Below are 15,594 nucleotides of genomic sequence, written 5' to 3'. Positions count from 1 at the left end.
CTTAAGCTTTCGTAATGCGACAAAGGCTGCATTTCGATTCCTGCATCTGCGTCACCGAATCGTAGCCATAAGTAAATGCCGTATTGGCCGCTTCACCCAGGATGTAGGGTGCCGCGCCTTCCGGGTATTTATCCAGCAGGTTCTCGCCTTGCATATGCCCGGCAAAGTGGAACGGCATGAAAGCGACCCCGGAACCAACCCGGCGCGTTACCATCGCCTTGACCTTGACCTTGGCCTTTTCGGCGCCTTCGACCCAGACATCGTCGCCATCCTTGATGCCGGCGTTGTTGGCATCACGTGGATGGATTTCCACGAACATGTCCTGCTGCAATTCGGCCAGCCAGGCGTTGGAGCGGGTTTCGTCGCCACCGCCCTCGTACTCGACCAGTCGTCCGGAGGTTAGGATTATCGGATAATCCTTGCTGAAATCGGTGGCCTGGATCGACTTGTAACGCGTCGGCAGGCGCCAGAACGACTTGCGATCCTCGTAGGTCGGGTACTTCTCGACCAGGTCACGTCGCGACGTGTATAACGGCTCGCGATGAATGGGCACCGGATCCGGGAAGGTCCAGACCATCGCTCGGGCCTTGGCGTTTCCGAACGGCGAACAGCCGTGCTTGATTGCGACCCGCTGAATGCCGCCGGACAGGTCGGTTTTCCAGTTCTTGCCCTCGGCCGCCTTCTTTTCTGCCGCGGTCAGGTCATCCCACCAGCCCAGTTTCTTCAAAACATCGGCGCTGAATTCAGGATAACCATCTTTGATATCAGAACCTTTACCATAAGAACCTTCTGCAAGCAGGTTGGTTCCGTTACGTTCTACCCCGAAGCGGGCGCGGAAAGTCAAACCACCATCCGCCACGTTCTTGGAGGTGTCATACAGGTTCGGCGTACCCGGATGGTTCATTTCCGGGGGTCCCCATGAAGGCCATGGCAGGCCGTAGTAGTCGCCGTCGGCGGGACCGCCTTCGGCTTTCAGGGTGTCGTAATCGAAGGTGCCCCAGTTCTCCTGGTGCTTCTTCAGACGTTCCGGGCTCTGGCCGGTGTAACCGATGGTCCACATGCCGCGATTGATTTCGCGCAGGATGTCTTCAACCAGTGGTTCCTCGCCGTTGACTTTGATGTTCTTGAACAGTTGATCGGCCAGACCCAGTTTTTTCGCCAGTTTGTACATAATGGTTTGATCTGGCAGTGACTCGAACAGTGGCTCGATGACTTTCGAACGCCACTGGAACGAGCGGTTGGAAGCTGTCACCGAACCGTAGGTTTCCATCTGCGTCGATGCCGGCAGCAGGTAGATTCCGTCTTTACGGTCCGGCATTACCGCTGATGCGGTCGGATAAGGATCGACGATGACCATCATCTCGAGCTTTTCCATCGCCTTTTTCTGCTCGACGCCGCGAGTCTGGCTGTTGGGCGCGTGACCCCAGAAGAACATTGCCCTCAGGTTATCTTTCTGGGCAATGTTTGCCTTGTCTTCGAGCACGCCGTCGATCCAGCGTGATACCGGAATTCCCTTGGTATTCATGACCGGGACATCTTTACCCTTGCTCTGCTCGTAGCTACCGCTATCGAACTGGCCCTTGATCCATTCGTAGTCGAGGTCCCAGACGCGCGACCAGTGCTTCCACGAACCCGCGGAAAGACCGTAGTACCCGGGCAGGGTGTTGGAAAGTACACCGAGATCGGTGGCCCCTTGGACATTGTCGTGGCCGCGGAATATATTGGCGCCGCCACCCGAGACGCCCATGTTACCGAGCGCCAGCTGGAACGCACAATAAGCACGGGTATTGTTGTTACCGATAGTGTGCTGGGTACCGCCCATGCACCAGATGAAGGTGCCGGGACGGTTATCCGCCATCGCCTTGGTGGCTGCATAAACCTGGTCTTCCGGCACACCGCTAACGCGTTCGACTTCGGCCGGGTTCCACTTCTTGACTTCCTTCATGACGTCATCCATGCCGTAAACCCGCTGGCGGATAAATTCCTTGTCTTCCCAGCCGTTTTCGAAGATATGCCACATCATGCCCCAGATAATCGCCACGTCGGTGCCGGGACGAATCTTGAGATAGTGATTGGCGTGCGCTGCGGTACGGGTGAAGCGCGGATCAATGACGATCACCGGCGCATTGTTTTCTTCCTTGGCCTTGAAGATATGCTGCAACGCGACCGGGTGCGCTTCGGTCGGGTTGGAACCGATCAATAATATTGCCTTGGAATGATGGATATCATTGTAGGAATTCGTCATCGCACCGTAGCCCCAGGTATTTGCTACCCCGGCAACCGTGGTCGAATGACAGATACGCGCCTGGTGGTCGACATTATTGGTGCCCCACATGGCCGCGAACTTGCGGAACAGGTAAGCCTGCTCGTTGCTGTGCTTGGCAGAACCCAGCCAGAACACCGAATCGGGACCCGACTTGTCACGAATTTCGAGCATCTTGTCGCCGATTTCATTGATCGCCTCGTCCCAGGAAATCTTTTTCCATTTCCCGTCAACCAGCTTGGTTGGATACTTGAGGCGACGTGGGCCATGCCCGTGTTCACGGATCGACGCACCCTTGGCGCAGTGCGCGCCCTTATTGAAAGGATGATCGAAAGCCGGCTCCTGCCCTGTCCAGACGCCGTTTTGAACTTCCGCGATAATGCCGCAACCAACCGAGCAATGCGTGCAAATCGTCTTGACTTGTTCGATTTTACCGCCGGCCGCAACCGCCGCATCGGCTTTTTTCATCATCACCGGCGACACCGTGGTCGCGAGCGCCGCGCCACCCGCCATCAGGCTCGAATTTCTTAAGAAGGTACGACGACTAATTGCCCCGGGCACCGACTTGCAAGGCCTGGCGACTTTTGATTTATCGACGCTGGACGATGATTTGATTAATTTTTTCATGTGCTTCCTCCCCAGGTTAAATGCCAGCTGACTTGTAATAGTCGAGGACGTGCGAGGTTAACTGGTAACCCTTCTGGACTGGTTTTTCGGTGGTTTCATCGCTGACTTGGGCGACGGCGCTGCCGGCCATCGTCGTGGCTGCCACGGCCGCTCCGGCTAACGTGGACTTTTTGATAAATGCTCTGCGTTCCTGATCCTTCGGTTGACTGTTGTATTTCACGTCTTTCTCCTCCACAGGGTTCTTAGAGTTCAATCGTTATAATGTTATATCTGCATAGATAGGTAAGTTTTTTCCAAACTATAGAAGGCTACTCCAAATCGCGCCACGAATCCATAAAAATCTGCCGATTTCGCCTCGCTCAGATCGTCAAAAAAGCGCGATATCCAGCTTTTCATGTGCCTTTCGAAAAATGCTCGCTGACGCTCGAGATCTACCGAGTCTGTGATCATGACGGAAAATACCTCGAAGATCGCGGCAGCGTGGTCCTCTGGCTCACTAACATCCGGATTGCGCTCAAAACCGAGCGCACGCAGGTCATCACGCAAATCACTCAGCGGTTGTTCCATCAGGTAACCGGTCAGGTACCAGGATCCGTAGGGAACGACTTCACCCCCGCCAAGGCCGATAAAGAGGCGGTTGTATTCATCTTCCAGGTCGGCCGGACGCACCTTCTGGGCAGCGCCTGCGAGCTCTGCCATTGCCAGCGAGAGTTCATCGGATTCAGGGTCACTTTCCGGTGACAGCTCCACCACGTGATCCAGCAAGGCCTGCTCCGGCGGTGCCCTCAGCAAGGCCGCCAGCAACGCATAGGCCGATGCCCGGTAACGCTGTTCCGGTTCGATCGTTGGTTCGCCGGTGGTTGACATGGTTAGTTCATCACGACGGATTACTGACGAAAGCCCTTTTGCGGATCAAACTGTCCACCCATCGCATCGGGATCCTGAACGATATCGACCACGCGGCAATTGTCACACATCTTCAATCGATCAAGCGCACGTTGACTGCCAAACATATGGTGATCCTTCAGTTTTTCCAGCATCTTGTGAATTACCGAGGTGGATGCAAACGGCTTGCCACAGGCAATGCACACGAACGGTGTGTCACTGTTGAGGGCACGCGCCCGGTTTCGCGTTTCATGATCAAACAGCAGCCTGGGTTGCAGGCTTATCGCGTCCTCCGGGCAGGTTTGCACGCAGGCGCCACACTGCAGGCAGTTGCTTTCGATGAAAAAAACCTCGGGCACTTCGCGGTTGGTACCATCCTGCAGCGCTCGGCCCGGGCAGGACCCCACGCAGGCCATGCACAGCGTGCACTTTGCGGCATCGATAGCGGCTTCACCAAAGGGTGCTGATGCTGGCAGCTCAACCTGGTCCGGTGCAGGCTTCAGGCTTGTTACGAGATGATCGAGCGCCTGGTATATCGCATTGCGCTTACCCGGGGGCACATCGTGTATCGCCATCTCGACATTTTGCGCGACTTCGATTTCCGGCAGTGGCGCATCAGCGGTACAAAGCGAAATGCAGGCTCCATCCATCCCGACACCGACCAGCAGCGCCTCGCTCCATTCGACCTGGGCCGCAAGGCTGGCCCGGGTACTCCCCGGCACCTGCTCATCGACGTACAGCACCACCTGCATGGCACCATAGGCCAGTGCCGACAGGCACAAATCCATGCCAACGCTGCCTAGCTCCTCGACCTCGAGCGGCAACAGGTTGTCATAGTGCTGCAGGTACATTTCGGGCGAGTAACTCTCGCTATGGAACAAAATAATGGGGCGACTGCCGCCCTGCTCCTGGTAAATCCTGAGCATGTCGCGCATGCGCTTGCCATTGTCGCGCAGGGTCGGGTACAGGTAACGGATCGCACCCGACGGGCAAACCGTGGTGCAACTGCCGCCACCCTGGCACAGGTAAGGATTGACCTCGATCCGGTCCACCAGGCTCTGGATCGCTTCCGCCGGGCAGGCGTCGATACATTGCCGGCACGCAATCTTGCCATTCACGCCGTGCGCGCAAATCGACGCGTCATAATCGAAATACTTGGGTTTTTGAAACTCGCCCGGCAAGTCAGCCAGTTCGTCTACCAGCTCTGGTTTGCCCCAGTCCCGCGCAGGCACATGGAAATATCCCGGGGGCAGCATTTCCCGCGCCAGCAATGGCGTTTCATTCAGATCGAGAATCGCGTCGCCCTGGTGGGCCACCGGGTTACCTTTCTGATCGTTTACGCTGACAACAAAAGCGCCGAGATAGCCGTCGATCCGGATCCCGCCAGCAGCGGTCGAAATCCTGTCTATAGCGAGCGTTTCCGGTAATTCAGCGCATTTTTGCAGGGCCTCGTCGTCACCGAGCGCGATTATCTTGCCGGAAGACTGGTATGACACCAGGCTGGTCGGCTCGAATTCATAAGCATCACGCGACTTTAGCGCCTGATTTCGCGCATCGATGTTACTCATTTGTCCGCACTTTGGTTATTTTCGGGTTGCAGGTCGGCATTTGATACGATTTCGGACTTCTTATCAGCGATATCGGCATCCTCGATGCGTTCCATGGCCTCAAGATCTTCGTCATCCTCAATTGCTTCCATGGCCTCTATCTCACCTTCGGCATCCTGTTCGGCTGCCAGCGCCCGGGCTTCGCGTTCCTCTTGCTCTTTCATTTCGATATGGTGTTTCATATCACAGGTAACCACGTCGCCGAGTTTCTCGAAAAAGGTATAGTCTTCGTCATACTCGTCGAGGCCGTCACGAATATTGAAAACCGGCGCTTTGAAAAGCTTGCGTAACGCGAGGTTGCGCAGTTCGTCACTGACGCCTTCCGACATGAAGCCACTGAAATCGGAGTTTTCATCCAGCGATTCGATGGGCGGCATGTCGGCATCGGTCAGTACCGGGGCTGTCTCGGTCTCGGTTGATGCTGTGGTGTCAAGGCTGGCCTGTGTTTCTTTCGGTTCGTCTTCGCCGACGCCGGTGGTGCTCTGCACGGCCTCCTGCTTGCGCCGCGACCAGCGCAGTAAAACCGACTCTTTGCTGTCCTCGGTCATGACCGGTTGCCCCCGGAGGTCGTTCCGGGCTTTTCCGTTTGGTGCCAGTTTTTAAGCTTGCGCTTGGTTTTCTTGATCGCGACATAGTGTGTCAATACGTAGGCTTCTGCCCAGCGGTAAAGTTGCGGCGGAATCGGCACCGAGTAAATCTGTTCGTCTCCTTCGAGGTAGGCGTGAACCTCGTCGAAACTTAGCGAAACCAGGTAGGGTATTGGCATTTCGTCACTGGTATCGGGCTGATCGGCAACGATGAAACAACCCGGTTCGGGCGACATCAGGTTGTGGTAGTAACTTTCGCATTCGTCGAGATGCAACTGCAGATCCAGACCAGTGACGAGGAAATGCTCGACCTCGCCATCCTGGTAAATCCGGGATACCGATTTTTCTTCGCCGTCGTGCACAACAACCCCGATCGCATCGTAGCGAAACTCCGCCCAGGGGTGTGTCGAGGGCTGTTTTTCCATGATCACCGCGAGGTTCATGCGGTCGGGAAGCTCCTGGTCGAAGTCTTCCAGATCCATTTTTTCCATCGCTAACAGTAATATCGTCTTAATAGGACCCCCAGTTATACCACAGCTATGCTGTCAAAGCGCAAGTCATACCGCCTGTAAAATCAATGCTTCCTCTCCCTCCTATCAAGTATTACCGATCCTGGTAACGCCAGCACGCCGGTCACAGCGGGCGGAATACATTTTTGCCCGTCAAAAATTTTTTCCATCCGCCTTTGTAAGAATATCAGTCATCCGGCTGGTCGTCGCATCGCAGCTGCTCGTATAGCCGAACCACGAATGATGCCGGGACGCCAACCCCGCGTACGCGGGGGGCCGCTTACGTGTGAATGACAGCTTGACTATTGCTGCTCGAGGGTAAAAGGCCGCTCGTTTTTCAGGGAAGGGATTCGGTCACGTACTTTTTGCACCTGGCCAAGATCGATATCCGCGTAAATCAGGCCAGGTTCCGCGCCACCATCCGCCAGGATTTCACCCCAGGGATCGACAATTAGCGAATGTCCATAAGAGTAGCGCTTGTCGCAATGGTGTCCACACTGGTTTGGGGCAATGATAAACGCACCGGTCTCGATTGCGCGCGCCCGCACCAGGGTATGCCAGTGCGCCTGGCCGGTGGTTTGCGTAAAGGCGGCCGGAATCGTGATGAATTCGGCCCCGCCCTGCGCCAAAGCGCGGTAAAGTGCACCAAATCGCAGATCATAACAAATCGATAAACCCAGCTTGCCCCACTCGGTTTCGACGATGACCGCTGTGTCTCCCGGGGCGATGGCATCCGATTCACGATAGGACTCCCCGTGTTTTAGTACGATATCGAACATATGTAGCTTGTCGTAACGGGCGCGAATCTCTCCGGTCGTGTCCAGCAGGAAGCTGCGGTTGAATATCTTGCCATCTTCGAGTATCAGCTGCGAACCGACCAGGATGGTAACGCCATGCTTACTTGCCCTCCCTCTAAAGGCAGCCAGGCCGATATCCTCGGTTTCGCGGTAGGTAGACGCTGGAATCTGTTCATTGACCGGCTCGATTAAACCCACGGTTTCAGGCAACGTGATAAAATCAGCGCCCGCAGCAGCAGCCTCGTCGATGCGCTTGCAAACCCAGCCAACGTTGGTCGCTATATCGCGGGTCGCGGTATTCTGCACGCATGCTGCGCGAAACCGGCTCATTACAGCAGGCTTTCCGGATCTTGATAGTCGTAGTCGAGATCTCGAGCCACCTCACGCTGGGTAATCTTGCCCTTGTGTACGTTCAAACCATCACGTAACCAGCGATCATCCTTGAGCGCCTGCCGATAGCCCTTGTTGGCAAGTGCGAGGACATGCGGCAGGGTCACATTATTGAGCGCGTAAGTCGACGTGCGCGGCACGCCACCGGGCATATTGGCGACGCAGTAATGCACCACGTCATCGACGATGTAGGTCGGATCAGCATGCGTGGTTGGCCGCGAAGTTTCACAACAGCCACCCTGGTCGATCGCGACATCGACGATGACCGCACCGGGCTTCATATCCTCGACCATTTGCGCCGTAACCAGCTTGGGTGCCTCGGCGCCCGGGATTAAAACCCCGCCAATCACCAGGTCGGCCTCGACCACGTGGCGCTCGATCGCATCATCGGTCGAAAATACCGAATTGGTACTGCGACCAAACTGTCGCCAGTGGTTCTCGATCGCCTCGGGATTACTATCGAGGACCCAGACATCGGCGCCCATGCCGACTGCAATATGGGTGGAATGGGTACCGACCACACCGGACCCCAGGATTACGACCTTGGTCGGATCGACGCCGGGTACGCCGCCGAGCAGCATACCAAGCCCGCCATGCGGATGTTCGAGGCAATAGGCGCCGGCCTGGATCGCCATGCGTCCGGCCACCTTCGACATCGGCGCCAGTAAAGGCAGGCCGCCATGGGGGGAGGTAACGGTTTCATAGGCGATACAAATCGCACCGCTCGCCAGAAGGTCCTTGGTCTGCTCCGGATCCGGTGCCAGGTGCAAATAGGTAAACAGAACCTGGCCTTCGCGCAACATCGCTCTCTCCCCGGCCTGCGGTTCCTTGACCTTGACTATTAATTCGGCACTGGCGAATATCTCCTCGGGTGAATCGACGACTTGTGCGCCGATTTTTTCGTACTCGGCATCGCTAACACCGATACCGTCGCCGGCATTGGTTTCGACCATCACTTTATGGCCGTGTTTTATCGCCTCGCGCACACTCGCGGGTGCCATCCCGACGCGGTACTCGTGGTTCTTGATTTCCTTGGGAACACCTATCAACATGACTCCGGTCCTGGTGGGTAAGAATGCGCAAAGTATATGGAGCTACCAGATGCGAACTAGTGCCAGCAAATTTAATTTACTGTACCAGAACCAGGGCTTGTGAATTCCACCATTGACGCGGACTCAACCGGGTAAAGACCCTAACAATTCTGCCGTTTCTAAATCACGTGATCGTTGCTAGAATAGCTCGTCCCATGGCCGAGACAACTCCACAGAACCAGCTCATCGACCGCTACGGGCGCACGGTCAGTTACGTGCGTCTGTCGGTTACTGACCGCTGTGACCTGCGCTGTGTTTACTGCATGCCGGAAAAGATGAAATTCGTGCCGCGCACACAGTTGTTGACGCTCGAAGAAATGGAAAGCGTGGGCAGGGCCTTTATCAAACTCGGCGTGGACAAGATTCGTATCACGGGTGGCGAGCCACTGGTGCGAAGAAATATTATGCAATTGTTCAACAACCTGGGTGCCAGCGAAGGCCTGCGTGACCTGACGCTGACCACCAATGCAACCCAGCTCGAGAAGTATGCGCGCCCTTTAAAGGACGCCGGTGTGACGCGCATTAATGTCAGCCTGGATACGCTACGCCCGGAACGCTTCCGTGAAATGACGCGGGTTGGCGAACTCAAAAAGACACTCGATGGCATCGACGCGGCAATCGCCTGCAATTTCGATCAGATCAAGATAAATACCGTGGTACTGAGAAACCACAACCATGACGAAATTCTCGACCTGGTAAACTATTGTATCGATCGCGGCATCGACATCAGCTTTATCGAGGAAATGCCACTCGGCCAGAACGACCATCATGACCGTGCCGTTGCCTATTATTCTAGCGACCAGATTCTCGAAGATCTCGAACAACACTTCGAGATCGTACCCAGCACAATGACTACTGCAGGCCCGTCTCGCTATTATCAGCTCACCCAACAAGACAATACCCGGGTTGGCTTTATTTCGCCGCACAGCCATAACTTCTGCGAATCCTGCAATCGCGTGCGTGTGACTGCAGAGGGGCGCCTGCTGTTATGCCTGGGGCAGGAGCATTCGCTTGATCTGCGCCATGTTATTCGGGCCAATCCCGGTAATCCGGAAGCGCTCGAGCAGGCTATCATCGACTCGATGCAAATCAAGCCGAAGGGACATGATTTCAACCTCAATTCCCAGGAAATACTGCTGCGCCACATGAATCTCACCGGCGGTTAGTACCTTTTACCCAAGGGCCTATCCCATGACTTCCGTCCCGCAGCGACGCCTTCCCCAACTCAGTAATGCCGGCCTCAAGGCCACGGCCAATGTTATCGCCTGCAACGAATACAACGAGCCGGTGGAAGGCGCGATAGCCGTGGAACGCGCGCTCACGATATATCTCGACAAGCGTGAAATCGTTACCCTGATGACGCTCGGCAATCACCCCGAGTTACTGATCCTGGGTTGGCTGCGTAACCAGCGGATGATCGATGATATCGAGGCGATCAAGGCGATCCAGGTTGACTGGGAGGCCGAGGCGGTCGCAATTACCACGCACGATGGTATCGAAGATCTCGACGCCAAGCTCGGTCGTAAAACGGTCACCACCGGATGCGGCCAGGGAACAGTATTTGGCGACTTGATGGAGGACATCGACAAGATATCGCTGCAACCGCCGGCACTCAGGCAATCTGCGATTTACGCGCTGCTCAACCAGCTCAATGAATTCAACGAAATTTACAAGAATGCCGGTGCCGTACACGGTTGCGCCCTGTGCAGTGAATCCCAGGGTATCGAACAGTTTATCGAGGATGTCGGCCGGCACAATGCGGTCGATGCGATCGCGGGTTACATGTGGCTCAACGACCTGCAGGGACATGACAAGCTCTTTTACACTACCGGGCGCCTGACATCGGAAATGGTCATCAAGGTCGCGTTAATGGAGATACCGGTTTTACTGTCGCGTTCCGGGATTACTGCCATGGGTCTCGAGATTGCACAGCAGGTCGGGGTAACCCTGATCGCCCGGGCCAAGGGTCGGCATTTCCTGGTTTACCACGGTGGCGAACTGATCGAGTTCGACGAGATTCCGCCAGCCCGGCCGGTACGCAAGAGCGCAAGCTAGCCGATACTAGCAGACAACTGACCACGATGAAACCGAAGTATCTGAATTCTAGGTTTCGCGTAATCGCGGCATCAACTCAACCAGGTTACAGGGACGAGTTCGGTAATCAAGCTGGCTACTGATCAACTGCGTCCAGGCATCCTTGCAGGCTCCCGCAGAACCCGGCAGGCAAAATATATAGGTACCGTTGGCCACGCCCGCTATCGCACGCGATTGCAGGGTCGAGGTGCCGATAGTCTGGTAGGAAAGGCTGCGAAAGGTTTCACCAAAACCGTCGATAACCTTATCGAGCAACGGCGTGACCGCTTCGGGGGTACCGTCACGGCCGGTAACACCAGTACCCCCGGTGGTTAAAACAACCGGCAGCGATTCATCGGCAATCCAGCGCGAGACCACTTCACGAATGCGATACTTGTTGTCCGGAACGATGGCTTTCTCGGCGAGCGGGTGGCCCGATGCGCCAAGCATTTTAACCAGTAAGGCGCCCGACTTGTCGGTTGCCTCGTCGCGCGAGTCAGACACGGTCAATACCGCTATCCTCAAGGGCACGAATTCTCGATCCTGACTCATGGTTCGCGCCCGCTGCTAGTACTTGATTTCGTCTTCGATCGACAGGGCGTCGTCGATCAGATCGCATTCCAGCGTGATCTTGACCCTGACCGGATTGCCGTCTAGGCGTCCCTCGGTATTGGCGATATCTATTGCACGTTCGATTTCGCGCTGCGATGTAATACCGACTTTCTTCAGAAATTTGCGTATCGACATGTTCAGGGCTTCTTCGTCCATTACTACCTCGTATTGATTAAGCTGGAGCTGGCAGTTTAACCGTTTTACCTGACCACCCCAACGAAAATTCGACGCAACCCGACGCGGATTGGTACACTGCAGCTCGATTTCAAACACAGCAGGACAAACCCCATTTTACGCACCAGGCCTTTTCTGATCATGAATTTTCCGGTAACTGGCGAGGAAACAGCAATCTCCATTTCTACAGTGGTTGAACTGGATTCGGTACGTCAGTCCAAAATGCGATGAGCATAGGCACCAGAGACATCACCGCGGTGATTCTCGCCGGCGGTCAGGGCAGGCGCATGGGCGGTCAGGACAAGGGCCTGATCGAGTTCAATGGTCAGCCGCTGGTATCTCTTCTGATTGACAATCTCGAACAGCAGTCGGTTGACATTATAATCAATGCAAATCGCAATCACGATCGTTACCGAAATTTCGGCCACCCGGTCATCAGTGACCAGCTCGAGGATTACCAGGGTCCGCTGGCCGGCTTTGCCAGCGCCATGGCCGCGGTTGCAAGCGACTATATCGTGACGCTACCCTGCGATAGCCCGCTGCTGGTAAATGACTACGTTGCTCGATTTATCCTGAGCCACGAGCAAACTAATGCCCCTATCCACGTCGCCTTCGACGGTAAGCGACTGCAACCGGTGCACGCGCTGATCAAGGTTGATCTGCGGCCGAGCCTGCTCGAATTTCTCGATAGCGGCGACCGCAAGATCGACCGCTGGTATGCTTCGCATGGCTTTGTGCAAACCGATTTCTCGGATTGCGCGGACATGTTTCGCAATATCAACACACCCACGGATCAGCAACAGCTGCAGGCCCGGCAATGAGCACCTCGATACCCATTCTCGGCTTTAGCGCCTACAGCGGAACCGGCAAAACCACGCTGTTGCGACAACTGATCCCGCTGCTCAAGGCGCGCGAATTGCGGATTTCGGTGATCAAGCATGCCCACCACCACTTTGAACTCGACTTCCCGGGCAAGGACAGCTACGAATTGCGCAAGGCCGGTGCCGACCAGACGGTCATCTGCACGACCACCCGCATGGCGCTCATCACCGAGTTCGACGAACCCGCCGATGAACCGGAATTGCATGAAATCATCGACATGCTCGATACCGAGCGCGCCGACATCATCCTGGTTGAAGGTTACAAGGACATCCAGTTCCCGAAAATAGAACTGCATCGCGAAACCCTGGGCAAACCTTTCCTTTACCAGAACGATGCATCCGTGATCGCGCTGGCCTGCGATGCAAACCCACCCGCGGAGATTGAAATCCCGGTGCTCGATATTAACGATGTCAATGCAATCGCAGAATTCATCTACGTGGATTTCTATTCCACAACCGAAACTACCTAACGAACTGCAAGCGAAACGGTGAAGATCAATTCTTGCTGCAGACCGGGCAGTTCGGGTTTTTGGGCAGGGTTACGGATTGCCACTGCATCGCGAAGGCATCGAACAGTAACAACCGATTAACCAATCCTTCACCCTGACCGGCCAGGATCAGCAGGGTTTGCACGGCCTGTAGGGTACCGATGAGGCCAGCCACCGGGCCCAGTACGCCTTCAAACTCACAGGATTCCTCGGCGCCGTAGGCATGCGAGTACAGACACTGGTAACAAGAGCTGTTGGCATCCGGCTGGTAATTCATGATCTGACCCTCGAGCCTGATCGCCGCACCGATTACCAGGCGCGTGTCGGTCTCGACGCAATAGCGATTGATCTCGAAGCGGGTTGGGTAATTGTCGGTGCAATCGAGTACGATATCGACCGATTCGATGACCTGCTTTAATTCTTCGCCTTCGAGTTGATAGCCGATCACTTCGACTTTGCAGTCGGGATTCAACGCCTGCACGGTTTGCCGACCCGAATCGACCTTGTTTTCTCCCACCGAAGCATTGTTATGAATAATCTGGCGCTGCAGATTCGAGGTTTCGACGACATCGTAATCGCTCAGAATGAGCTTACCGATGCCCGCCGCGGCCAGGTACATGGCTGCAGGGGAGCCGAGACCGCCAACGCCGACAATCAGTGCGCTCGCATCGAGGATCGCCTGCTGACCCTTTTCGCCGATCTGCGACAGGCGGATATGACGCGCGTAGCGATCTTTCTGCGCCGGGTTCATCCGCCACCCTTGTGAAAATACTGGTGAAAGCGATGGAAAAATTGATCGCGCAAAGGGGTCTCGGTATCGGTAAAAGTAAAACGTACATCCAGCACGGGCAGGTTGAACAGGCCGAGTTTGCGCGGCGGTTTCTCGATGGCTTTAATGGTCAGATCAAATGTCGCGCCCGGCTGTTCGAGCGCCCAGTGATGGCTTTCTATCTGCCTGCAGAGATATCCTGATTGGTCTCCGCTGAAGGGCCCGTTGAGTACATTGCCGAATTCTTCAGCGCCGTAACCCATTTCATATTCGACCACGGTCGACTCGGGCACGTTGCCTAGCCACCCGCAACTGGCGGCCAGATCGAGACGACGTCGCCTTCAACCAGTTCGCACCCCGCGCGATCTTCGCCACAGACGAATAACCCGTTAACGAGCACCAGATGTGCCTCCTCGGGCGAGATATGAAACTGTTCAATCAGGCGGGCGAGCTTGAGCCCCTGGTCGACCTTTATTTCGCGTCTGAAACGGCTCTTACCCGGCGGCAGGTATTTCATCAACGATGCATAAAACTCGATGCTGATCTGCATCAGGCATACCCGAGTTCCTGGGTACAGCCGACATAGGCTTCCATGATCGCGGTCGGATCCTGCATCAATCGGGCTTTCCATTCACCCAGGTGAATCTTCGACTCGATCAATCCTCGCAGCACACCGACGTGCTGGGTCTTGCCGACGCTGCTGGCGCCAACCAGGTGATCGCCATCGAACTGCAGGTTGATATACTGAAATTCGTCGGGATTATAGAGCTCGGCGCTTTCACCGCCATCAACCCCCATCCACAGACCAAACGAGCACGAAACCAAACCCACGGTATCGAGGACATTCATGTTCAGCGTACCATGATGTTCATCGCCCTGTCCCGCCATGTTGAGCGCGGCAATACGTCCGTGATCGGTCGCGGTAGGCTGGATCGCCTGTACCTCGAAGTTACCGGTAGAAAAATCTACGCCTTGCGCAACATCGCCCGCCGCGTAGACGTCCGGATTACTGGTCTGCATGCGCCGGTTCACCAGTATGCCCTGGTCGATATTGATATCGGTATCTTCCACCAGGTCGGTATTCGCCTTGACCCCGGTCGCGGTAATCACCAGCGCGGCACTCAGCTTGCTGCCATCGCTTAACGACACTTCGACCTCGTCCCCGGCTTCGGCAATCCCGTCAACGCTGCAGGAGGTATGCACATCGATGCCCTGGTTCTTGCACCAGGATTCAAGCAATCCGCCGGCCTTTTCGTCCAGCATGCGGGGTACCATGCGGTTACCCATTTCTACCACGGCAAGATGCACGTCGCACTTGACCAGTGCCTCAAGGATAATACAGCCGATAAAGCCGGCGCCGATGAGCACCACGTTGGACCCGGACTGCGCCAGCTTGACGATGTTGCGCGCGTCTTCGAGTGTCCAGCAGGAATGTACCTGCGGCAAATCGAGCCCCGGTATCGGCGGACTGATTGGATGTGAACCCGTGGCAATCAATAGCTTGTCGTAAGCGTGTGAGCTACCATCGGCCAGTGTTACCGATTTCGCCTTGGCGTCGATCTTGTCGACGCGCTGCTGCACGACTTCGATATTCAGGGCGCCGAAATGCGTCCCGGGATCACGCAGGTAGGTTCCGGTTTCATCGATATTTCTAATGAGATAATACGGGATCGCCATGCGCGAGTACGGCGGTTCCGGCTCATCGCCGATAATCGTGATTTGTGCTTCAGGGTCTGTTTTACGCAGGGTTTCCGCTGCTACCACGCCCGCGGGCCCTGCACCTATGATGATATGTTGCATGTCAGTGCTCTTTAAGGAAAAACCCCCCGCCTTGCGGCGAG

At 55.7% G+C, this 15,594-nt stretch carries 18 protein-coding genes; 4 read left to right on the top strand and 14 right to left on the bottom strand.

Annotation, left to right across the window (positions count from 1 at the left end; genetic code table 11):
- Position 1: 1 nt before the first annotated feature.
- From OES20_07720 to ald, 8 genes are all read right to left on the bottom strand, one after another.
- Positions 2-2,890 carry a formate dehydrogenase subunit alpha gene (locus tag OES20_07720; GenBank protein ID MDH3634578.1) on the bottom strand — a complete coding sequence of 963 codons (2,889 nt, stop codon included), beginning with the start codon at positions 2,888-2,890 and terminating at the stop codon, positions 2-4.
- Positions 2,891-2,906: 16 nt separating this feature from the next.
- Entirely contained in the window at positions 2,907-3,110 is a 204-nt protein-coding gene (locus OES20_07715; protein MDH3634577.1) for a twin-arginine translocation signal domain-containing protein, read from the bottom strand.
- Between the two features lie 44 nt (positions 3,111-3,154).
- The gene (locus OES20_07710; protein MDH3634576.1) at positions 3,155-3,757 is read right to left on the bottom strand and encodes a molecular chaperone TorD family protein; all 603 of its coding nucleotides are present in this window, start codon (positions 3,755-3,757) and stop codon (positions 3,155-3,157) included.
- Positions 3,758-3,777: 20 nt separating this feature from the next.
- Entirely contained in the window at positions 3,778-5,343 is a 1,566-nt protein-coding gene (locus OES20_07705; GenBank protein MDH3634575.1) for a 4Fe-4S binding protein, read from the bottom strand.
- Entirely contained in the window at positions 5,340-5,930 is a 591-nt protein-coding gene (locus tag OES20_07700) for a DUF3306 domain-containing protein (protein MDH3634574.1), read from the bottom strand. Before OES20_07700 ends, OES20_07705 begins: the two co-directional genes overlap by 4 nt.
- A complete protein-coding gene (locus tag OES20_07695) occupies positions 5,927-6,460 on the bottom strand; it encodes a DUF3305 domain-containing protein (protein ID MDH3634573.1) in 534 nt (177 codons plus the stop codon). The genes OES20_07700 and OES20_07695 overlap by 4 nt, the downstream gene beginning before the upstream one ends.
- Before the next feature lie 320 nt (positions 6,461-6,780).
- Positions 6,781-7,605 carry a carbon-nitrogen hydrolase family protein gene (locus tag OES20_07690; GenBank protein ID MDH3634572.1) on the bottom strand — a complete coding sequence of 275 codons (825 nt, stop codon included), beginning with the start codon at positions 7,603-7,605 and terminating at the stop codon, positions 6,781-6,783.
- Entirely contained in the window at positions 7,605-8,717 is a 1,113-nt protein-coding gene (ald, locus tag OES20_07685; GenBank protein MDH3634571.1) for an alanine dehydrogenase, read from the bottom strand. The genes OES20_07690 and ald overlap by 1 nt, the downstream gene beginning before the upstream one ends.
- A 194-nt stretch (positions 8,718-8,911) precedes the next feature.
- On the opposite strand from ald, the gene moaA reads away from it, so the two are divergent.
- Positions 8,912-9,922 carry a GTP 3',8-cyclase MoaA gene (gene moaA, locus OES20_07680; protein ID MDH3634570.1) on the top strand — a complete coding sequence of 337 codons (1,011 nt, stop codon included), beginning with the start codon at positions 8,912-8,914 and terminating at the stop codon, positions 9,920-9,922.
- A 25-nt stretch (positions 9,923-9,947) separates the two neighbouring features.
- On the top strand, positions 9,948-10,811 hold the full coding sequence (locus OES20_07675) for a formate dehydrogenase accessory sulfurtransferase FdhD (GenBank protein ID MDH3634569.1): 864 nt from the start codon (positions 9,948-9,950) through the stop codon (positions 10,809-10,811).
- Between the two features lie 48 nt (positions 10,812-10,859).
- Here OES20_07675 and moaB read toward each other — a convergent pair whose 3' ends face one another.
- Both moaB and OES20_07665 read right to left on the bottom strand, forming a co-directional pair.
- The gene (gene moaB, locus OES20_07670) at positions 10,860-11,381 is read right to left on the bottom strand and encodes a molybdenum cofactor biosynthesis protein B (GenBank protein MDH3634568.1); all 522 of its coding nucleotides are present in this window, start codon (positions 11,379-11,381) and stop codon (positions 10,860-10,862) included.
- Positions 11,382-11,396: 15 nt separating this feature from the next.
- Complete coding sequence (locus tag OES20_07665) at positions 11,397-11,597, bottom strand: DUF6494 family protein (GenBank protein ID MDH3634567.1); 201 nt, start codon at positions 11,595-11,597, stop codon at positions 11,397-11,399.
- Positions 11,598-11,842: 245 nt separating this feature from the next.
- On the opposite strand from OES20_07665, the gene mobA reads away from it, so the two are divergent.
- Positions 11,843-12,436 carry a molybdenum cofactor guanylyltransferase gene (gene mobA, locus OES20_07660; GenBank protein MDH3634566.1) on the top strand — a complete coding sequence of 198 codons (594 nt, stop codon included), beginning with the start codon at positions 11,843-11,845 and terminating at the stop codon, positions 12,434-12,436.
- A complete protein-coding gene (mobB, locus tag OES20_07655) occupies positions 12,433-12,966 on the top strand; it encodes a molybdopterin-guanine dinucleotide biosynthesis protein B (GenBank protein MDH3634565.1) in 534 nt (177 codons plus the stop codon). Before mobA ends, mobB begins: the two co-directional genes overlap by 4 nt.
- Before the next feature lie 25 nt (positions 12,967-12,991).
- On the opposite strand, the gene OES20_07650 is transcribed toward mobB, so the two are convergent.
- The 4 genes from OES20_07650 to OES20_07635 are packed head-to-tail and all read right to left on the bottom strand — an operon-like array spanning position 12,992 to position 15,553.
- Complete coding sequence (locus tag OES20_07650) at positions 12,992-13,735, bottom strand: HesA/MoeB/ThiF family protein (GenBank protein MDH3634564.1); 744 nt, start codon at positions 13,733-13,735, stop codon at positions 12,992-12,994.
- Complete coding sequence (locus OES20_07645; GenBank protein ID MDH3634563.1) at positions 13,732-14,046, bottom strand: hypothetical protein; 315 nt, start codon at positions 14,044-14,046, stop codon at positions 13,732-13,734. Before OES20_07645 ends, OES20_07650 begins: the two co-directional genes overlap by 4 nt.
- A gap of 5 nt (positions 14,047-14,051) precedes the next feature.
- Positions 14,052-14,303, bottom strand: a complete 252-nt coding sequence (locus OES20_07640; GenBank protein MDH3634562.1) for a MoaD/ThiS family protein — start codon at positions 14,301-14,303, stop codon at positions 14,052-14,054.
- Positions 14,303-15,553, bottom strand: coding sequence for an FAD-dependent oxidoreductase (locus tag OES20_07635; protein ID MDH3634561.1), 1,251 nt, complete (start codon positions 15,551-15,553; stop codon positions 14,303-14,305). Before OES20_07635 ends, OES20_07640 begins: the two co-directional genes overlap by 1 nt.
- Between the last annotated feature and the right edge of the window lie 41 nt (positions 15,554-15,594).

This window comes from Gammaproteobacteria bacterium (assembly GCA_029862005.1).
In the GTDB taxonomy this organism is placed as follows: Bacteria; Pseudomonadota; Gammaproteobacteria.
The sequence above is the reverse complement of the archived record's forward strand: the minus strand, read 5'-3'. Positions and strand labels throughout refer to the sequence as shown.